The organism is Rubripirellula tenax, assembly GCF_007860125.1.
Lineage (GTDB): Bacteria > Planctomycetota > Planctomycetia > Pirellulales > Pirellulaceae > Rubripirellula > Rubripirellula tenax.
In genome coordinates this window covers 1,187,431-1,207,956 of sequence record NZ_SJPW01000002.1, presented here as the reverse complement: position 1 = coordinate 1,207,956, position 20,526 = coordinate 1,187,431, and the positions used below count along the sequence as shown (strand labels likewise).

18 protein-coding genes are annotated in these 20,526 nt (G+C 56.5%); 11 read left to right on the top strand and 7 right to left on the bottom strand.

All coding sequences use genetic code 11. The annotated features are described in order from the left end of the window. Positions 1–23 precede the first annotated feature (23 nt). Complete coding sequence (locus Poly51_RS10215; RefSeq protein WP_146456873.1) at positions 24–662, top strand: RNA polymerase sigma factor; 639 nt, start codon at positions 24–26, stop codon at positions 660–662. A 20-nt stretch (positions 663–682) separates the two neighbouring features. Here the strand turns inward: Poly51_RS10215 and Poly51_RS10210 are convergent, their stop codons facing one another. Together Poly51_RS10210 and Poly51_RS10205 are read right to left on the bottom strand one after the other, a co-directional pair. Then, positions 683–1,180: a hypothetical protein gene (locus tag Poly51_RS10210; RefSeq protein ID WP_186775456.1), complete on the bottom strand. Its 498-nt coding sequence runs from the start codon at positions 1,178–1,180 to the stop codon at positions 683–685. Positions 1,181–1,476: 296 nt separating this feature from the next. Beyond that, entirely contained in the window at positions 1,477–2,496 is a 1,020-nt protein-coding gene (locus tag Poly51_RS10205; RefSeq protein ID WP_146456871.1) for an ROK family protein, read from the bottom strand. A 305-nt stretch (positions 2,497–2,801) separates the two neighbouring features. Between Poly51_RS10205 and Poly51_RS10200 the strand changes: the two genes are divergently transcribed. From Poly51_RS10200 to Poly51_RS10175, 6 genes are all read left to right on the top strand, one after another. Continuing rightward, on the top strand, positions 2,802–3,329 hold the full coding sequence (locus tag Poly51_RS10200) for an RNA polymerase sigma factor (protein ID WP_261344112.1): 528 nt from the start codon (positions 2,802–2,804) through the stop codon (positions 3,327–3,329). After that, the gene (locus Poly51_RS10195) at positions 3,326–3,919 is read left to right on the top strand and encodes a hypothetical protein (RefSeq protein ID WP_146456867.1); all 594 of its coding nucleotides are present in this window, start codon (positions 3,326–3,328) and stop codon (positions 3,917–3,919) included. Before Poly51_RS10200 ends, Poly51_RS10195 begins: the two co-directional genes overlap by 4 nt. Next, positions 3,906–4,532: a hypothetical protein gene (locus Poly51_RS10190; protein WP_146456865.1), complete on the top strand. Its 627-nt coding sequence runs from the start codon at positions 3,906–3,908 to the stop codon at positions 4,530–4,532. Before Poly51_RS10195 ends, Poly51_RS10190 begins: the two co-directional genes overlap by 14 nt. A gap of 124 nt (positions 4,533–4,656) precedes the next feature. Further along, positions 4,657–7,467: a DUF1549 and DUF1553 domain-containing protein gene (locus tag Poly51_RS10185; protein WP_246114392.1), complete on the top strand. Its 2,811-nt coding sequence runs from the start codon at positions 4,657–4,659 to the stop codon at positions 7,465–7,467. 89 nt (positions 7,468–7,556) lie between these two features. Continuing rightward, on the top strand, positions 7,557–8,861 hold the full coding sequence (locus tag Poly51_RS10180) for a DUF1501 domain-containing protein (RefSeq protein ID WP_146456863.1): 1,305 nt from the start codon (positions 7,557–7,559) through the stop codon (positions 8,859–8,861). A gap of 110 nt (positions 8,862–8,971) precedes the next feature. Then, positions 8,972–10,135 (top strand): NAD(P)-binding domain-containing protein, encoded by a 1,164-nt coding sequence (locus Poly51_RS10175; protein WP_146456861.1) that lies wholly within the window; start codon positions 8,972–8,974, stop codon positions 10,133–10,135. 242 nt (positions 10,136–10,377) lie between these two features. Here the strand turns inward: Poly51_RS10175 and Poly51_RS10170 are convergent, their stop codons facing one another. From Poly51_RS10170 to Poly51_RS10155, 4 genes are all read right to left on the bottom strand, one after another. Further along, positions 10,378–11,145 (bottom strand): hypothetical protein, encoded by a 768-nt coding sequence (locus Poly51_RS10170; protein WP_146456859.1) that lies wholly within the window; start codon positions 11,143–11,145, stop codon positions 10,378–10,380. 400 nt (positions 11,146–11,545) lie between these two features. Then, the gene (gene glnD, locus Poly51_RS10165) at positions 11,546–14,167 is read right to left on the bottom strand and encodes a [protein-PII] uridylyltransferase (protein ID WP_146456857.1); all 2,622 of its coding nucleotides are present in this window, start codon (positions 14,165–14,167) and stop codon (positions 11,546–11,548) included. 78 nt (positions 14,168–14,245) lie between these two features. Continuing rightward, positions 14,246–14,584, bottom strand: a complete 339-nt coding sequence (locus Poly51_RS10160) for a P-II family nitrogen regulator (RefSeq protein WP_146456855.1) — start codon at positions 14,582–14,584, stop codon at positions 14,246–14,248. Positions 14,585–14,739: 155 nt separating this feature from the next. Continuing rightward, positions 14,740–15,291 (bottom strand): cob(I)yrinic acid a,c-diamide adenosyltransferase, encoded by a 552-nt coding sequence (locus tag Poly51_RS10155; RefSeq protein ID WP_146456853.1) that lies wholly within the window; start codon positions 15,289–15,291, stop codon positions 14,740–14,742. Between the two features lie 110 nt (positions 15,292–15,401). Between Poly51_RS10155 and Poly51_RS10150 the strand changes: the two genes are divergently transcribed. Together Poly51_RS10150 and Poly51_RS10145 are read left to right on the top strand one after the other, a co-directional pair. Beyond that, positions 15,402–15,854 (top strand): NUDIX domain-containing protein, encoded by a 453-nt coding sequence (locus tag Poly51_RS10150; RefSeq protein WP_146456851.1) that lies wholly within the window; start codon positions 15,402–15,404, stop codon positions 15,852–15,854. Between the two features lie 159 nt (positions 15,855–16,013). After that, positions 16,014–16,835 carry a nidogen-like domain-containing protein gene (locus Poly51_RS10145; protein ID WP_222435821.1) on the top strand — a complete coding sequence of 274 codons (822 nt, stop codon included), beginning with the start codon at positions 16,014–16,016 and terminating at the stop codon, positions 16,833–16,835. 94 nt (positions 16,836–16,929) lie between these two features. Here Poly51_RS10145 and Poly51_RS10140 read toward each other — a convergent pair whose 3' ends face one another. Continuing rightward, the gene (locus Poly51_RS10140; RefSeq protein WP_186775454.1) at positions 16,930–18,630 is read right to left on the bottom strand and encodes a transglutaminase-like domain-containing protein; all 1,701 of its coding nucleotides are present in this window, start codon (positions 18,628–18,630) and stop codon (positions 16,930–16,932) included. 411 nt (positions 18,631–19,041) lie between these two features. Between Poly51_RS10140 and Poly51_RS10135 the strand changes: the two genes are divergently transcribed. Beyond that, positions 19,042–19,749 (top strand): hypothetical protein, encoded by a 708-nt coding sequence (locus Poly51_RS10135; RefSeq protein WP_146456848.1) that lies wholly within the window; start codon positions 19,042–19,044, stop codon positions 19,747–19,749. 145 nt (positions 19,750–19,894) lie between these two features. Next, a complete protein-coding gene (locus Poly51_RS10130) occupies positions 19,895–20,416 on the top strand; it encodes an NADPH-dependent FMN reductase (protein ID WP_146456846.1) in 522 nt (173 codons plus the stop codon). The last annotated feature ends 110 nt before the right edge of the window (positions 20,417–20,526 follow it).

Sequence of the window (20,526 nt, the reverse complement as noted above, 5' to 3'; positions counted from 1 at the left end):
CGAATTGCTGATAAAATCTTTTTATGGACAAATCCGCTGCCCAAGACGATCATCCCACGCTGTCATCGATGTTGATCAGCGGCGTCAAGGAAATGGACGCCGAGAGTTGGAGTCGGCTGGTCAACACGTTTGGTCCGATCGTTTACCGGTGGTGTCGGACATCGGGGATCGCCCCGTCCGACGCGCCCGACGTGGTTCAAGAGGTGTTCGCGTCGGTCGCGCGAGGCATCGGCGATTTTCAACGACAAAAAGCCGAGGGTAGTTTCCGGTCGTGGCTGGCCACCATCACTCGCAATCGGGTTCGCGACCATTTCCGACGGTTGGCTAAGCGCGCGGCCGCCGAGGGACGCGCGACAGGCGGGGCCGAAGCGCTCGATCAGTTGCACCAAATCCGGCAGTTGCACCAAATCCAGGAAGAAGATTTGCTGGATTCAACGATCTGTCCGGCGTCGATCGAGAGCCCATTGATTCGACAAGTGTTGGCGTCCGTGGAATCGGAGTTTGAAGCGACGACATGGCAAGCGTTCTGGGCAACCGCCGTCGACCAACAACCCGCTTCGACGGTGGCAAGCACGTTGGGTTTGTCCGTCGCCAGTGTTTACCAGGCGAAGTCGCGAGTGCTGCGGCGGCTAAGAACGCGGATGGCCGAATTACCCGGGTAGGGTGTGACCCAAACCGGTGCCTAATCCGAAGAGGCTTCGGCGCGATTGTAGCGGCTATGGATGGCGGTCCAACTTCTTTTCCATTTGACCGGCTTCGAGTGCTGGCCCGCGTCACGTCGCGTCTCCGTTTGGCAGCGACTGACACCGCCCTGAAGAACGAATTCGTAGTTGCCTTCCTCGGTCAAGTGTTCGAGCGTGAACCGCATCCCGCCGCGCGGCAGCGATGCCGTTTCTTCGGCCGTCAACTGCAGCGTCCAGATTCCTTTGGGATCAAACTTGCACCGCTCGGGATCGGTAATCTCCACCGCGATCAGCCGGTCGACAACCTGGCTGTAGACACGAAACCGTGGAACGTGACCGGCCAAGTCAATCGGGGACCCACTTTCGCTGTCGGACAGTTCGAGCGCGATCTCACAAGACTTTCCCGGATCGATTTGGAACCACAGCGGAGGTCCTTCGTGGTTCGACATCAGCGGCTTCGCCTGAATCGCCATGGCATGACCCTTCAGTCGTGGCATTGGGTTGGGTAACAGATGTATCGGAACCGACCAGCCAATCAATCAGCAGCCGGGATCCGACACGTGGCTATCCCGATAAGCGAAAGGTGTGCCACCTACAACAACTTCGCGAAGAAACGGCAACCGGCAACGATCGGCCGGTAGGCCCCGTTGTTGGTTTAGAATGTTCCGTTATCCGCTGGGTGCGAAAAGCCGCTCGCCCAATGACCGGGCAGGCTGCCTCGCGAGTTAGCACCTGCGCACGTCGATCGCAGCGTTGATCATAGCGTTGATCCGCTCATACGGCCCGCGTCGATCTACTTCGACGTTTCGGTTGCTGTCGCCGATTTCGTGGTTGCCGGTGTCAATTGGCGTTTCGCCCATGCCGCGGCGCCCAGGACGCCGGCGTCGTCGCCCAGCTTGGCGGCTACGACATCAAAACGGTCTTTGTAGACGCTCATCACGTTGGCTTTAGCGGTTTTCTTGACCGTCGACACGATCAAGTCTTCCATCGCTTCGACCAATCCGCCACCCAATACGATTTTGTCGGGAGCTAGGATGTGGACGATATTGACGACCGCCAATCCGATCGTCTGGGAAGCTTCTTCGACCAGTCGCTTGATCGTTTTATCACCGTTTTCGATGGCTTCGGCGATCGCACCACTTCGAATTTCGGCCAGATCGGTGCCCACTTTTTTCGCCAAGTACGGGGCGTCGCCGCGGAAGGCGGCTTTGGCGGATTCCGCGGCGATCGTCAGCCGGCTGGCTTCCGATTCGACGGTGCCCGTCATCGCGATACCGCTGCCGCGATTGCTGCTGCTGATCCGTGTGTGGCCGATCTCCATGCAGCTGATGCCTGCACCTTGCAGGATTTTTCCTTCGTAAACACACCCGCCGCCGACGCCGGTGCCTGGGAAAATTCCGACGACGCATCGAGCACTCTTGGCGGCGCCGAATTCATATTCACCGTAGACGCCTGCGTCGACATCGTTAAGCACGACGACGGGGCAATCGAACTGCTTTTTCAAAAAGCTGCCAATGTCAACGTCGTCCCAGCCCAGATTGGGAGTCGTCAGGATCGAGCCTTTTTCGAGATCGATCGGTCCCGGGCAACCAATGCCGATGCCGGCGATCGCGTTCTTATCGAGGTTGTTTTCTTCCAACAGACGCGAAATGGTCGACACGATTCGCTGGGCTCCGTTGTCGGATCCCTCACGTCCGCGCGTTTTGCGACGGCGTCGGCCCAGTTCTTTCCACTGGCCGTCATAGGCGACCGTCAGCATCTTGGTGCCGCCCAGATCGAAGCCGATCCAAATATTTTTTTCGTTCTCGGCCATCAAACAACGGTTCCGAATGATGAAGGGGGATCGGCTGGGGTATGGTCGTCAACAGAAAATTTGTCGAGCAAACACGCACGCGAGTCAAACTTAGGATTTGGTCAGAGAAGACCGTAACCCTGCCACATCTTCAACCCACCTAGCCGCCATTGGAAAGCTCCAGTTGGTAAAAATGTTCGATTCCTAAAATAATCGGCACCCCTGGCGCATCTAGTATCAACGACGACTCAGCGATTATCGAATTGCCTGCCGAAAACTTCCCCCCCGATCCATCCGACGCGTCTCCGCGGGAACCTATTCCCACGGTGGGCCATCGTCGTCGATCCGGCACGGAGGTCGATGAGGATGCTTTTCGAGAGGTGTTTGAGGAGTCAACGCCAGGTTTGAGACGTTTTTTGGCGGGGAGATTGAAACAGACTTCGGACATCGACGACTGTTTGCAAGCCGTTTGTGTCGCAATGATCCAAAGTGGTTCTCGTGTCGTCCCGGCGGCTCGGAGGGCCTGGTTGTTTCGTGTTGCGGCCAATGAAGCATCGCAAGTTTGGCGTCGCCAAGGATCAACCGAAAAAATGATGTCGACGTACGGCCAAGCCGACTTCGTCGATGACGACCCAGCAATCCAAGCAATCCGAGACGAAACGCGACAGTTGGTGTGTGATGCGATCGGGCGGCTTCCTGCGGAGGAACGCGACGTCGTGTCGCTGAGGATGCAAGACAATTTAACTTTCCAACAGATCTCAAAACGACTCGGAATCCCTCTCGGGACGGCGTTGACGCGAATGCGACGGGCGCTCGAACGACTACGACATGAAATTCAGCCTGACGACCGATGAACTCGCAAGACCCAATGAACTCGCAAGACGCAATGAACGACCTGGCCAGCAAATCTGCCTATGAATTGATGAGTGACGATGATCAATGCAGCCTTTATTTGTTGGGCGAGCTATCGGCGTCGGATCGATCGACGTTTGAAGAACGCTTGGCGACATCTTCGGAGTTGTCGGATCGATTGATGCGCCACGCCGATTTAATATTGGCGGTCGCGGATTCGTCGATGGCGTCCGCGCCAGCGGCCGTCGTGACGCCGACGCGGGAGACTTCGCATCGGTCGTTGGTCGCCACAATCCTTGCGATCGCTGTCTGTTTAGCAGCGATCGTCACGGGAATTAAGATGCGGAACAGCGGCGCCAACGAGGAGCTTCAGATTGCCCAGGCTTGGGTCGACAACTTGACGTTCGTAAACGTGGCGGGTTCCGATCTTTCGGAATCCGATGTTGAGCGGGCGGTGGAGGATTCAGGTACCGAAGATTCGATGGATGCGGCACTCAGTTGGATGGTTGCGGCCGTTGCAGCCGAGGTTCGCATTCCCGCGGATAAGGCAACGATGCCAGCGTCGGTTTCGGAGTCACATGATGAAGGCTAGAAGTTCAGTCGCATTTCTCGTGTTGGCGGTGACGATGGCTTCGGTGGCTGTGGCAATCGAGCCGGTGAAAATCATTGGCCCCTTGGCCGAAAAGACCGCCACGACGACAACCAAACCGAACAAGTCGGCGTCCGCCGTTGCCCCCGACGTCGAGTCGAAGGTGTTAGAATTGGTCGACATTCATTTGCCCGAGTTGGGGACGATGTTGGACCGGCTTCGCGACGTTGATTCACGCCAGTACGAGCGTGCGATTCGCGACCTTGCCAAATGGGCTCGGCGACTTGATACCGCCCGAAAACGTGACACGGAACTGTATAAGATCGAGGTCAGCCTGTTGAAGGCGGAAAGCGCCGTTAACTTGCTGAGTGCGAAATTGAAGGTCCGCGACAACCCGGCGGATCGCAAATCACTTCGCGTCGCGATGGATCGTTTGCACGACGCCCGGCTGTCCCGCGCGAACTACGACGTCGATGTCATGAAGCAACGACTGCAGCGTGCGGAAACCGCCTTCGATTCGGCAAACGATCGATTTCAAGCGATCCAATCGAAAACGGCCGACGAACGCGAAGAAGAATACGTCGGTTTGCTTCGCAAAGTCGGCCGTAGACCTTGAAAGCTGATGATACCGAAACCCTGATCTAACCGCTCCGCTTCCCCGCCCCGCCCTGTTCTGGCGTCACCCGATTTCTCTGTCCCCTATGAAAATCATGCTTCAACCCTCCGAGCGATTTCGAATCATGTCAATCCGACCTGCGGCGTTGATGATGTTGGCTTGTGTGGCGGTCGCGGGCTGGTTCGGCTCGTACGTTGGTGCCGAACCCATCAAGCCGGCAGCGGCTCGCATCGACACACCGACAAGGTCGTCCGATGTCGCGGCTCCGCTGAGCGTTCGGTTTGCGGGCGACTCATCCGATGAAACTCCTGATTTTCAAAAGCATGTCGTGCCGCTGTTGGGCCGACTGGGTTGCAACGGACGCGCGTGCCACGGTTCGTTCCAGGGTCGCGGCGGGTTTCAATTGTCGTTGTTCGGTTACGATTTCAAGGCCGACCACACGGCGCTGTTGGACGAAGCGACGGGGCGCGTCGATGTTGATGATATCGACGAAAGCTTGATTCTCGCCAAGCCGCTTGATGCCGATCTGCACGAGGGTGGCAAGCGGTTCGATGAAGGCAGTTGGCAGCACCACGTGCTGCGACGCTGGGTTGAAACCGGTGCGATCTATGCGAACGACGAACCACAAACACTCAATCGTCTGGAAGTCATTCCATCGGAAGTACGATTCACCGGCGAGCAAGAAACACTTTCGGTCAAGGCGATCGCGCACTGGCAAGACGGTTCCAGCGAAGAGGTCACCGAATTGTGCCGGTTCAGTTCCAATGACGACTCGATTGCCGCCATCAACGATGAAGGGCTGCTCGCTGCAGGGCAAACCGGCGATACACATATCGTCGTTTACTATGACAATGCGGTTGTGCCGGTTCCAGTGATGCGAGCCGTTGGGCCGACGCCACTTTCGCCTTCAAAGTACGATCACCCCATCGACCAACTCGTCGCACAGAAACTGGACAAGCTTGGCATTCAACCGTCGGGCATTTGCACGGACGAAGAGTTCATACGTCGATCGTCGTTGGACATCACGGGCATTCTGCCGTCGGCGGACACCGTTCGCGAATTCTTGGATGACGCATCGCCAAACAAGAGAGAAGTCTTGATCGACGAGCTGCTCGATTCGCCCGGATACGCGGCGTGGTGGGCTACTCGCCTTTCGGACTGGACCGGAAACAGCGAAGAACAACTCAACAATGCGTTGCCGATTCGCAATGTGGCGAGCCAGTTGTGGTACGAATGGCTTCGCAAGCGGTTGGCCGAAAACGTCCCCTACGACGAACTGATCGAAGGCATCGTGACGGCGAACAACCGCCAGCCCGGCGAAGACTATCGCCAGTTTTGTGAGTCGATGACAAAAGCGTGTGCGCCCGGCGGCGAGAGTGAGTTTGCGGGCCGCGATGGGATGCCGCTTTACTGGGCACGACGCAACTTTCAAAAGCCCGAAGAGCGTGCGATCGGATTCGCCTACTCATTCTTAGGCGTGCGGATCGAATGCGCCCAATGCCACAAGCATCCGTTCGATCAATGGTCCAAGGATGACTTTGAACAGTTTTCGAAATTGTTCACCCCCATCCGCGTCAACGCCAATCAAGTCGCACCCGACGGCAAAGCCACGCGTGAAGAGTTGATGGCCACGATCACCGACGGCAAGAAGCTTGACAACGGTGCGCTTCGGAAGGCCGTTTACGAAGCGGCACGCAGTGGCGAGATCGTTCCGTTCGGTGAACTTTTGGTCAACACCAGGGGCCTTTCCGACCGGGCCGAAAAGGCGCGGGCTCGGGCGAAGAAAAAAGGCACCAAGGTACCGCCACTTAACATTCCAAGCGGCAAGATTCTGGGACAAGGCGAGCCACTGTTGCTCGACACGGATCCTCGTATCGCGCTGATGGATTGGCTGCGTTCGCCCGAGAATCCGTATTTCGCCAAAGCGATCGTTAATCGTGTTTGGAGCAACTATTTTGGCATCGGGATCGTTGATCCGTCCGACGACATGAACTTGGCGAATCCGCCAAGCAACGCACCCTTGTTGGATGAATTGGCAAAACAGTTCATCGCCAATGACTTCGACTTGCGTTGGTTGAACCGGACCATCGCGACCAGCCAAACGTACCAACGTAGCTCGGCGACGAATGCCACCAACGTTCGCGACCAAAGAAATTTTTCACGGCACGTGCCGCGTCGTTTACCGGCCGAAGTGGTTTACGATTCGGTCGTTTTGGCGACCGGATCGGACAAGCAAGCCGAACAGCTTCGCAGCGAGTTGGACGACATGGCCATCGCCGACGGAAAGCCTCGCCAACAAAACAAACAAGACTTTGCGTTGGAAGTGTTCGGCCAATCGATTCGAGAATCCAACTGCGATTGCGACCGCAGCGATTCGCCCAGCTTGCTGCAATCGATTTATCTGCGAAACGATTCCGACATGTATCGCCGTTTGGCCGACAAAGACGGTTGGGTGAACCAGGCTTGCAAGAGTTTGGGCGTCGCCGGTCCCGCCCAAAAGGTCGATCCTAAACAGGCCCTCGTCCTGCGTCGGGCGTTGGAGCAACAGAAGCAATTGATCGCTCACATCAAGTTGTTTGCGAACCAGCCCAATCAAAAACGCGTTAAGTTTGCCGCCCAATTACGCGGCGAGCACGATCGCCTAACAAAGAAGTTTAAGCAGTACAAGCTTCCGATTCCCCCGCTGGACGATTTGATGGCGGATCCCGATTCATGGAAGCCACTTGATGCAAACGACCAAGTCAATGGACCATCGACGTTAACGGTGGATCAACTTGTCGAAGAAGCGTACTTGCGAACGCTCAGTCGGTTCCCCGATTCGGACGAGACCCAAATTTCGGTCGACTTCATCAAAGAGTCTGAAATACCTTCGAATGGTTTGCAATCGCTGCTGTGGGCTTTGGTGAACACGAAAGAGTTCATCATCAGCCACTAGCGACGATGCTGCGAGCCGAGCCAATGTGCGAGACAATGTGCTCGCACGATTTTTACTTCCACCCTGCCCTGCCTTTCTGAGACCTTGCCATGAAGTTCAATCGTACTTGTGACGGAGTTAGTCGACGCGACATGTTGCGTGCCGGGACCCTTTCGGTCGGCGGGTTGTCGCTAAGCGGCTACATGAAACTTGCTGACGCTGGGCAAGTCACGCCCGGTAAAGCAACGCGGGCGATCTTCATCGAGCTTCCCGGTGGGCCATCTCACTTGGACACGTTCGACATGAAGCCGGACGCTCCCAGCGAGTTCCGTGGTTCGTTCAACCCGATCAAGACGAATGTTCCCGGCATCGAAATCTCCGAGCATCTGCCGAAGCTGGCCAAGTGTGCCGATAAGTTCGCGATCCTGCGAGGCGTCAGCCATACACTGGCCGCGCACCGATTGGGCCAAGAGTACGTCAACACGGGCAGCAAGCCGATCCCAGCGTTGGAATACCCCAGCTTCGGTGCCGTGCTGGCCAAGGAGCAACCCAGTGCACCTGAGATTCCAAGCCAAGTTGCGATTCCCAAGGTTTCGCAGGGACCAGGCTTCTTGGGCATCCGTTACGCGGCGCTGGAAACCAACTCGACACCCAATTTCGGGCAACCCTATTCGGTCCGCGGCATCTCGCTTCCCGGCGGGATCGGCGTCGACGAAGTGAAGCGTCGCCAAACGTTGCTGTCGAAACTGGATCGCCGATTCGCTGACTTGGAAAAAGACGACCAACTGCTGGACGGATTGGATCGATTCGGCGAGCAAGCGTATTCGATGATCACGTCTCCGCTGGCTCGACAAGCCTTTGACATCAGCAAAGAACCGGCCAGCTTCGCCAGCCAGTTTGGCGAGTCATCGTTCGGCCAAAGCTGTTTGTTGGCGTTGCGGTTGGTGGAATCGGGTGTGCGTTTGGTCAGTTTGCAATTGGGCGGCTGGGATACGCACACGGATAACTGGACCAAGTTAAAGGACAACAATCTGCCGAAGCTGGACGAAGGTTTGGCCGGTTTGTTGGTCGGTTTGGAACAACGCGGCATGTTGGAATCCACCGCGATCTATGTCACGGGTGAATTCGGACGGACGCCGAAAATCAATAGCCGAAGTGCCGAAGGTGGCCGCGACCATTACCCGCGTTGCATGTTCATGCTGATGGCCGGCGGCGGTGTACGGGGCGGCCAAGTGATCGGCGAAAGCGACGATACCGCCGCAGGACCGCGACACGAAGCAATCACGCCCGACGATGTCGCGGCCAGCTTCTATCACAACCTGGGCATCGATCCGTCGTTGGAATACGACAGCAATACGGGTCGGCCGATCACGTTGGTGCGTGACGGCAAGGTGATCAACCAGCTGTTTTCGTAATCAACGAAAGTCGACCTCGCGACGGCCAAACGTGTTTAGAATGGGTGGACAGTCAATTGTTGGCTGTCCGCCCTATTTTTTTAAACACTGTCCCCGCTGCCGACTTGTCGATGACCCCTTCTGAAGCGAGCTCTCCGTCCCGTTGTGATGCTGTTGTGATTGGGGGCGGCCCCATAGGAATTGAAACGGCGATCGCGTTGAATGCCGCCAAGATCGAGTGTCGCGTGTTGGAAGCCGGTTCGATCGGTCACACGATATCTTGGTGGGCGCCGCAAACCCGTTGGTTCAGCAGCAACGATCGCATCTCCATCGCAGGTGTCCCGCTTCAAACGATCGACCAAAACAAAGCCACACGCGAAGAGTATCTGAACTACCTGCGTTCGGTCGTCCAACAGTTTCGTGTGCCGATCACGTCTTTCACTCGCGTCATTTCGGTCGATCGAGGCGACGACAATGATTGGTTGGTCCGAACCGTCGCGAGTCATCACGCCGATTCGGAATCGTCGCACCCCGTCGACCAACCCGCGACGGTCCAAACGATTCTCGCTTCGAATGTCGTGTTGGCGATCGGCGGTACCGATCGGCCCAATCGTTTGGGTGTCGAGGGCGAGGAATTGCCGATGGTCGACGGTTACCTTCGTGAGCCTCATCGGTACCACGGCCGCCGGGTTTTGATCGTCGGCGGCCGTAATAGTGCTGTCGAGGCCGCGATTCGGCTGCACCGGGTGGGAGCCAAGGTGACGCTTTGCTACCACGGTCCATCGCTGCCGACGGAAAGCATCAAGTATTGGTTACGGCCGGAGATCGAAGGCTTGGTCCGCAGCGGCGCGATCGAGGCGGCTTTCGGATCTCGCGTCGTTAAGATCGAGCCGGGTTGCGTCGTGCTGAACCAAATCGGCGAAGACGGATCGGTCCAGCGAGTTTCGGTAGCCGTCGACGATGTTTTGACGCTGATCGGATACCAGCAAGATAAGTCACTGTTCAAACAAATGGGGATCCCGCTTAGCGGACCGGCACTGGCTCCGGTCTTCAATCCGGTGACGATGGAAACGGACTTACCCGGCATCTATGTTGCCGGCACTGCGATTGGTGGAACGCAAAGCAGCAAGTACCAAATCTTTCTTGAGAATTGCCACGACCATTCGACAAAGATTGCCAAGGATATTGTCGCGAAGCGAAGTCGCGAGGGGCAAACAGCGGCTGGTGAAGGGACCGACACGTCGGCCGCGGATCGCCAACTGGCCCGGCAAATTGAGCTCAGCCCGGAAAGCTGAACTGGGAACTAGAAAAGCGGCCGGTCTAAGCTGGGCGCAAAAAAGAAGGGCCATGGTGAAGCCCTCCCTGCCTCACCATGGCCCATCAATGCTGGAACGATGGCACCGATCGTTCCACCCTCCCAATCCATGGTACCCGTGACATCGGCATTTGAGCCGGGGCACCTGAAATCGAATTGGTCTTGAGGGTGGATTTTCTTGGAACGACCCAAAATGGAGGCTGCAGGTGAGGCGATTTGCAACTATCGGTCGCAGCCGGTATCGCAGGGGCTGTCACAAGCCTTGTCGCAACCTGCACATCCTCCGCAACCGGTACGGCCGCACGGCGCCAGCAACTCGCCACACGACCGCGACTTGTTAAAGCAGTCACACGTGCCATGGCTGTGGGCGTGAACCCGTCCGCATGGACGGCTGTAGTTGTCCCAAACGTTGGTGTTGCATTTCTCGCTTCGGAAGTACTGGATGAACGACGATGAGGGAAGATTCGGAGCCCTGTGCGGCGTGCAATCGATCACCGTCTCGTTGCCGCGGTTCCCGCAACCGCCGCACCCGCAGTTTCCCCCGGCACAGGTGGGGGAATCGCAGCCTGCGGCCCGATGTCGTCCGAGTCCAACGGATTGGGCGGCGACGCGATTGCCGCTGGATTCGAACTCTTGAACCGCGAATGCGGTGTTCAGGTCGATATCCGTTGGTCCGCTCGAGCGGTTGTTCGCCACGAAGGGATCGCGAAGTGATGCCTGAGGAACTGGCAACGCGAACGATTGGGGGACAGGCCTCAGTTCTTTCGCGACTTCGCGGGCTGCGACTTCTAAGCCGTTCGACGTTGGGAATTCAAGCGAACGTTGGGGCGAGTTGAGCGAAGGCAATTCGGATCGCATTTCCGCTGCCGAAGGCGGGGCGTCACCGAAACTCAAGTCGGCCAGCAACGCGCTGAAATCATTCTTGGCGGATGCGGTGGACGCCAGCGTCGTGGCGACGACAAGAGCGATGGAAAGTGCGGAGATTCGCATGGTACGACTTCCTTGTTCTAAGCGGTTTTGGGGGGCTGATTGGGAACCTACCCAGCCCTCGGTTTCCTTGCCGATCCGAATGTTTCGTCCGACGCTAACCATCAGGTGGGTGGCCGAGTGACAGGATTCCCGTGCTTGAACAAGACAGTGCTTGCGTCGGATGACAGGACCCGTCGAGCGGCCATGGTTGATGAACCACGGAAGCATTGCCGCGCCGTCAATAGGTGGCAAGAAATTGCTGCGGTCTTTTTCAGATTTCGCCCAACGCCGTCTGGCAGAATCCTAGCAATCCCATTCGATTCGCTAATCGACAAACTCTACCGAGTCGTCGCGTTGGTCACGTGATGACGTTCAACGGCGCCGGCGGGATTCGTCGATTCGAATTCGACAACAAGTGACGTCAGTTGACGACGTCCAGCAACGCAGCTCGAACTTCTTCTTGACGCTTCGAGTCGATCAACTTCGAACCGTCGATTTCCGAAACATAAAAAACGTCGGCGACTTGATCCAAGTGCGTGTCAATTTTGGCGAACGACAACACCAGTCGTTTCTCGGCCAGCGCCGATGCGATGCGGTAGAGCAAGCCGACTTCGTCGTACGCAAAGAAAGAAACGATCGTGTATCGATCGACCGTGTCGTTGTCAAAGACCACTTTCGTGGGCAACACCTGGACTTGGTTCGGTTCGATGACGGTGCTGGGTTTCCATCGCGAACGATACGCGGGCAGGGGTGCATCCGGCACGTCCAGCAATCTACACACACGATCACTGACTTCGCTGGTTCGATGATTCGACGCGGGGCCGTCGGGCGATTGTGGATCTAAAACCCAGAAGTGATCCCACGCATAATCGCCCACCATTTCGATCTGCGCTCGCATGATCGTCAAGTCGCTCGTCGCCAGCGCTCCGGTCGCGCGTGCAAACGTTCCGATCGAGTGTTTGTCTTCACGCCGAATCACGGTGTAAAGCATCGCCTTGAAGCTGTCGTCGAAACGGCACAAGCAAATCGTCTTGCTGTCTCGATCCGACCGATCCGCAACGGCCATGATCTCGTTGGCCAGGTCCTGCGGTTCACACCGACTTAGCAGTGATAGCGGAATCTGTTCAAGCAGTTCGGTTGCGATCGGTGAAGCGGAGCGAGTCGATAGTTCTTTGGAAACCCTCTCACGAGTCGATTCGATTTCGGGATCATTGGGGCTGCCGGGCAAGTCGCCGGAATCGAAGTAGCGGCGTGTCCGCTTGTAAAGGTCTTCGATCAGATTCATTTTCCAATCCGTCGCGACACCCGGCCCCACCGAAATCAAGTCCGCGACCGAGTGAACGACCAGCAGTTCCAATCGACGAATGGAACCGACTTCTGCGGCGAACGACAGCACGATCTCGGGATCACTCAAGTCGTGGCGAAACGCGGCGACGTTAACGGCCAAGTGTTTCAGCACCAACCATTCCAGGGTTTCCGCAGTGGCCGAATCAAGATTCAATCGCTTGGCCGTGTCACGGGCAATTCGGGCGCCGACGATGCAGTGATCTTCTTCGTAGCCTTTGCCGATATCATGAATCAACAACGCCAGGTGCAAGAGTCGCTTGTCGTCGATCCGTCGATAGCGACGGCCCATACCGCCGGGATCGTCTTGCATATTGGTCGCTGCTTCGACCGCAAGAAAGCTGTGCGCGTCGACGGTGTACTTGTGATAAGCGTTGAACTGCAGCAAGCCTCGCATCCGCCGGAACTCGGGGATCAACTGTTCGATGATTCTCAGCTCGTGAAGTCGCCTCAGCAGTGGTGCCAGTCGACCGGGATTGCTTAGCAGCGACAAGAATGCTTCGATCGTTTCCGGTTTCGGTTGAGTCGGGGATCGGTCCTGCATCGCCAATCGAATCGCTTGCCAGGTATGGTGCGAAATGCGTCGGTTATGCTGATTCGCCAAGCTCATCAACCGCAGGACTTCCGGCAAGCTTTGCGAGAACGATGGCAAGCGGTCTTCGCGAACCCAAATGTGTGCAGGGCCCATTCGAATCTTTTCATCGATCTTGCGAGAAAAGACACGTTCATAGACGCGATGCAACCACGGTCGGCTGTCTGCGTCATCGGCAAAATAGGACGACGCGTATCGAACATTGCGCGCCTTATCAAAGTAGTCCTGCATGAACTGTTCGACGGGCAAGACTCCTTCGGTTCCGGCGTAACCCCAGGTTTGGGCAATCTCCATTTGCGTCGCGCGGTCCAGTACGTCTTGGCCTTTGCCTTCGCGAAAATGCAGTTCGTTGCGCAAACGCAGCATGAACGCAAACGCTTGGCGAACATTTCGGTAATCGTCCTCGGGCAGCGCACCCAGCCGAAGCAATCGATCCAGATCGGTTTCGCCGTAACGGGCAAACCCGATCCATCGAATCAGCTGGATGTCGCGCAGCGCGCCTCGCGAACGTTTGACGTTCGGCCGAAGCAAGTACGTTGTCTCGCCCCACTTGGCCCGTTCTTCGCGCCGGGCGGCAACGATGTCACGGATGATCTGCTTGCTGCGTCGCATCGCTCCATGCCGAAACGCATCAAAGTAATTTTTGTACAACTGCAAGCTGCCCGCCAACAAACGTGACTCGGCCAGCGACGTGAAGACGATCGGGTCCGTCCAGGACATGCTGCACGCTTCGGCAGCCGAGCGGATGGAAAGTCCCGGCGTGATGCCTGAATCGCTGAGGTCACGAGTCAGATTACCCGCTATCTTTGTCGCGAGGCTTTCGGAACGTGGCGTTGTTAGAAGCATCAGGTCGGCGTCGGAGTACGGCGCCAAATCACGCCGCCCGAAACCTCCGTGCGCGATCAAGCACAAACCGCCCAGCCGATCATCGGTTGCAAATTCGCGAGTCGCTTCGTTCCACACATCCAGCACGACGTCGTCGTACAAATCAGCCAGCAGGGTCGAGATCTGTGTCCCAGGCGACCCGCTGCGATGTTGCTGGTGTGCTTTCTCGCGACCCTCGCGAAGCAATTCGCGACAGCGCAGTACGATCGGTCGCATGGACATGTTGGGCCTTTGGCACTGCTGCTAAGAATCAACGCTCCGGCGCAGCACGCGAAATACGCGCAGTGCACGAAAGGCTGATTAGAGCGCGTCCTCGCCCCGTTCACCGGTTCGGATGCGGATCGAATCTTCCAAGTTCGTCACGAAGATTTTACCGTCGCCGATCTGGCCGGTTTGAGCCGTCTGCAGAATCGTGTCGATGACCGTTTGAAGGTTTTCGTCAGTGCAGACGACTTCGATTTTCACTTTGGGAACGAAGTCGATCGCATACTCGGTCCCGCGATAGATTTCGGTATGACCTTTTTGGCGCCCAAAGCCACGCACTTCGCTGACCGTCATGCCGTGAATGCCCTGATCGGTTAGGGCATTCTTCACGTCCTCGAGCTTAAAGTGACGGACAATGGCTTCGACTTTCTTCACGATCGTACCTCGGTCGGTGGCGTTTGATCTATCGGTTTGGATAATCACAGGTGGTGTCCTGCATTGTACACCTCAATTCGGGTTGATCTAGCGGGCTGATCCACCACTGCGTGGTGGAAAAACCCAGTATTTCCAGTTACCGGTGCGGCCCGCGATCAAGTTGGGCGAATCCACTGGACTTCTTCGATCCCCGCGTTGTGGTTCACCGCCCGAGTCAGGACGAACAAAAGGTCGCTCAACCGATTCAGATAGACAATCAACTCTTCCGAAATTTGAGTCTCGTGATGCCGGACCAACGTGACGACTCGCCGTTCCGCACGGCGGCAAATCGACCGGGCCAAGTGCAGGGTCACCGATCCGGCGTGTCCGGCCGGCAGAATAAAGTGCTTCAGCGGCGGCAGATTCTTTTCGTGATGATCGATCCATTGCTCCAGTCGTTCAATGTGACCCGTGGTGATGATTCGCATCTGAAACGCATCCGGATCCGGTGTCGCCAACTCGGCGCCGATCGAAAACAGTTCGTGCTGGATTTGGGACAATTGCTCGTCAATCTCGCTTCCGACGCCCGCTGCTCGAGCCATTCCGATCGCAGCGTTGAGTTCATCGACTGTGCCATAAGATTCGATCCGGTCATCATCCTTCGACACACGAGGCCCACCGAACAACCCGGTACTGCCAGTGTCACCGGTTCGCGTATAAATTTTCATTGCACTAGATTTGGATCGAGGGAGGGTCGCGAAAGTTTGGACATGTTGGTGTCATGATTCCAGCGCGGCAAGCGGATGGATGGGGCCGACATTTCGAAAGGCGGGATTTGATGAAGAAAATCGTTGGCGAAGCGGTTCGAGCGGCAGGGATTTTACTGTTTTCCGACTCGGAATCGCCAAGCCATTTTCTGTTGATGCGTCACCGTGATCGCTGGGACTTGCCCAAAGGCCACTGCGAGAAGGGCGAGTCGTTCAAGCAAGCCGCGATTCGCGAAACCGAGGAAGAAACGGGCATCCCAGCAACGGATATCGAATTAGAAAACGATTTTCACTTCGATCTTCGATATCCCGTCACCTACAAGCGGCATGGCGACGTGGTTTTCGACAAGCACGTTCGTTACTTCATCGGCTATGTCACCGGACAGCCGTCGCTAACGCTGACCGAGCACGAATCGGCTGAGTGGTTCCAATGGAAGTCTCCACCCGAACCCGTCCAGGCCGAAACGATTGATCCGCTCCTTGCCGCCGCCGCGGGATTCCTGGCCAATCAACGCCCCCAATGATGTACCTCTGTCGGCTGTTTCTGGACTACCTAACATGTACGCATGTTTCAGTTTGGGAGATTTAGGGCTTATTTGGTGAGTGGGTAGTTGACGTGGCATTTTACGAGAGTTATCACCAGAGTCGTAGATTTCAAAGGCTCATTCTGGGGGGATAAGATGATGAAGAAGTGGTTCAGGGTTTTAGCTTTGGGGATGACTTCCCTGCTGTTCATCGGCGGATCGGTCGACGCAGGTGTGATTCGCTCGGGTTTCGACTCAACTGATCAATTCCGAAATGATGACGGTTTCGAAGGTCCAGTCGCGATTGGCTTCGACATCAACTTTTTTGGGCAAACATTCAACTCCTTGTTTGTTAACACGAACGGAAACGTCACGTTCGACTCCGGTTTCTCAACTTTCACGCCGTCGGGTATCACGGGCGCGGGAGATGCAGGTTCGGGGCCGATCATCGCACCGTTCTTTGCCGACGTTGATACACTGAGTGTGGGCGAACCCGTTCGATATGGCACGGGAACCGTTGATGGGCGGGCAGCCTTTGGTGTGAACTGGGTCGATGTGGCAGCCTTTCCATCAGTGGAGCCGCTGAATCGATTTCAACTTGTGTTGACAGATCGCTCAGACATCCGAGCCGGTGACTTTGATATAGAGTTCAACTATGAACAAATTCTTTGGGAGTTGGGAACGGCAAGTGGCGGGGTATCGGCTTCCGTGGGTTACTCCAACGCCGCCGGATCGTTTTTCCAGCTTGACGGTTCATTGGTCAACGGAGCGTTCTTGGATGACAACTTGACGACCGGCTTGATCAACAACAGCCTCAATAGCCCTGAGTTGGGCCGATACCTTTTCGAAGCTCGTAACGGAAACGTCGGCAACCCGGGCGGAACCGTTCCCGAACCGTCAACTCTGGCGATTTTCGCAGTGATGGGTCTGATCGGTTGTCGGCGACTTCGCCGGTCTCGCGATCGAACGAAGTCCGCCTAGCCGTGGCGATCTTGCAGATCAAGGTGATTCCAGCGTCCCGTCAGGGCATGTCCTGACGGGTCGGTGTCGGCTTGGACTCGATCCATGTCGTGCATCAGTCGTTCGCATACTGGGCACGCAAGACGCGGATTTCAATTCGGCTGATCGAATTGAACAGCGGCACAAACGCCGAGTACTCGTTGCCGGCGGCTAAATCCGTCGTCGCAAACATCAATCGATCGGCCGCTGCAACATCGCCCTCGGATGCGTCCAGATGGATCCATTGTTCATCCACGAACGCCAAAGTCCATGGATGGAAAACCATTCGGTCCGGTGAATCGTCAGCGTACTTCATCCCGATTGCCAATCGAGCGGGGATCTTTTGCGATCGCAGCAGCGCCACCAGAAAGATCGATTTCCCCAGTCGATCACCGATGGCATCGTTGGCAACGCTACTGGCGCGAACCAGGCCGCTGGGCAGTTTTCGATCGTCGATCAGCGACTGGGTGGTTCGGGTCAGTTCGATCGCAATCTCGGTCGGCGTCAGTTGTCGTGTTCCAATCGCCGCGGTCGCATAGCGTTGAATAAGCGATGCGTTGGAATCCACCAATGCGTTCGGTTCAAAGTCGCCCGGTTGTGGAGCCAGCGTAGCCGTTCGAAATCCTTTGATGGTCGATTCATCGAGACGGCTGATAAGCACCTGAATCGTTCCATCATCCGCGTCTCGAACCATTTGGCCCGGCATCGCCTCGACGCCCATCGTCAGCCCCTCGGATGCGGCTTTCGCCGTCGGCGAGACCGTGATGGCCAACCGAATCGATTCGCTCGGTCGCTCGAAGGTCCCCGACACGGGAATCGCAACCAGATCATTCAAACTGCGAAAGGCTGCCTTTGCCGCCGCAGCGTCTGATCGATAGCCGACGAACTGCATGCCCTGTGAAACACTGCGAAGGATGTTTCCCTCATCGTCCGTCCAGACGGTGGAATAGATTGGATTCTGGCCATCGACTTGGATTTCAAAATTGATTTCATTCAATTGGGCAAGCGTTTGATCCGCATTCGGTACTGACGCGGTGCCACTGCATCGCAGCCGCGCCGTTGCCAGTTCGAATTGCCCCGGCATCAGCATACGCAGATTCCGCGTCTCGCCCCGCCGGGTCATCGGCTTGGCTCGCAGCGACTGTTCGATTGCAACCAGTCCACGGTAACTATCGGACCAAGTGACCGTCTTACTTGTCTTTTGGGTTCCCCGGACGGTCTCAACTTTCAGTTGCTCGCCATTCACGATTCCGACGGTTCGTGTCACGACCGGACCGACGTGCAGTTCACTTTCGAATCGAATGAGCTGGCCGTCGCGGTTCTCGTAACTGGTTTGCATCAAGCGCTGAAGCGTTCGGGCCTTGCCTTGATTGACGAAGAGTACATTGTCCAAGTCGTAACGCACCTGTTCCTCGTCGATCGCTTCGGCCATCAAGTGGTTGTATCCGACGGGGCTATCGCTGATTGAGTAGATGTCCCAGGCATGCCAGTCGCCCTCGAAAGCGCCGACGGGCAACTCGTAGCCATCTTCTTCGGTGGAGACTTCCGCTGCCGCAGAATCACCGAGGGGGCTGAGTTGGGGAGTCACATCATCATCGAATTCGGCAACATCAGCGGGGACCAATGGCGGCCGCGCCGGAATATCGCATCCGGCGATATGGAACAAGATCGCCGTTGCGAAAAGAAAAACGATCGTTGGACCCGCCAGGGGATAGGTCCAAGTCCGGGCTCGAATCGGAGCGGCGATCTGGCGAACGGGAGTTTGCGAAACCGGCATAAGAAAGTTACGGCGAAGGGATTCGGATCGAAGAGGGCGACAGTGATGCATTCCATCAGAACGCGAATGAACACGTTGCGGTCCGCGAATTATAGCCGAGCGATTGGTTTGGATAATCAAGTTTGTCCAACGCGACATCGGATCGAACACAATGATGCGAAAAATCAACCGACCTGGGCGTTTTCGCACCCATTTTGGCACGACGGTTTATGCCGACGATAACGATTGAATCAATGGGGCTGGATTTTCGGGGCTCGATCTGATCGCTGGGAGTGCTTTGTTCACTTCCGGATTCGCGGGCCGTGAAATTGACCTAGCGTTGTTTGTAGATGATCGACCGCGAGGTTGATGAGACCGGGGCACATCGGTCTCAACGTACCAAACTCCAAGGCAACGACACCGGACTCCACCATGGGTTTTCTGAAACGCATCCTTCGCGGCGGCGCAACCGAGGAATCGCTTCGCAATGTTTCGGACGGAAGCTTCGAAACGCTGACCGACGAAGAGCTGCAAGCTCACATGGGCATCCGTACCTACGGTGTGTTCGAACTGACCGATGCGATTCGGCCGTCCTACGATCTGCGGATTGTGCCTCGTCAAGGTTTCCGCCACGACGAATACGTCGACGAAGCCAGTGATACAAAGACACCCGTCATCATGGCCTCGGCGACTCGCGAGTCGTTGATGGACTTGTTCTTGGACATGATCGAACCGCTCGGTGAAGTCGTCGATGTCGTTCTGGAAACCAGCCACCGCGCCGGTTCGGGTCACGACGACCTGTATCGGGAACACATCGACATGCCAGTTCTCAAGAGCATCTTGCTTGAATTCGAGGACCTGCTTCTCAACGATGGTTGCACCGGAATCGCAGTGATCAACCCCAGCAAGCGTCAAGAAGTTCAACTGGATGAACACAAGTTGCTAATCGCTTACGGCGAACCACTCAAAGCGTTTGAGTCCGTTCTGATCAGCGGCGATGTATACCCCGAACAAGATATTCGCTTCATCACCGAAGCCGAACATGTTCACAGCAGCAACGAACGTCTCTATGACCAGTTCAATGTGTTGAAGAATCGTTTGGGCATGGACGGCGAAGAGTTTGCCGGTTCAAGCTGGTAACGACTGAATTGTCGACCGACGACCCGGCGGCGAACCGCAGTGCGGTCTGAACCGGTCGACATTGCTGCGATTGTCTGCCAACATTGCCGATGCGGAACAATGCTTCCCAGTTTTGCATTCTCCGAACCTTCCATCGGTACGTTTCATGATTTTGGTAATCAGCTCGTCGCTTCACCCCGATAGCCGCAGCCGCATTCTGGCTCGCGCCTGCGTTGACCGACTCGCCGAAATTGGCGAGCCAACCGAATTGTTTGATTTGGCGGTCACGACGCTTCCCCCCTGCGACGGGGCGTCAGCTTACGGCGATGCCAACGTCCAAGACCTGTCGAAACGGATTCAAGCGGCGGATGGAATTTTGATCGCTTCGGGCGTCTACAACTATGACGTGAACGCGGCAGCGAAAAACGCCGTCGAGTTGACGGGCAAAGCGTGGACCGGAAAAGTCGTCGGGTTGATGCTGGCCGCGGGTGGCCAAGGCAGCTACATGTCGGCGATGGGGCTGGCTAACAGTCTGATGTTGGACTTTCGCTGCGTGATCGTCCCCCGTTTTATCTACGCCACCGGCGAATCGTTCGAGGGCCAATCGCTGGCCGACGAATCCATTCAAGACCGCGTCAATACATTGGTCGAAGAAACGGTCCGCATGGCCAAGTCGCTCGCGACTTAGGGAAACGCTCCATCCGCATCGAACGCCTGCACCAAATCGCCTGACGGCCTCCAAGTGACTCAATGAAAAGATTCAGGCTTGGCGGACGCCAGGTCCATAACTTCATTTGA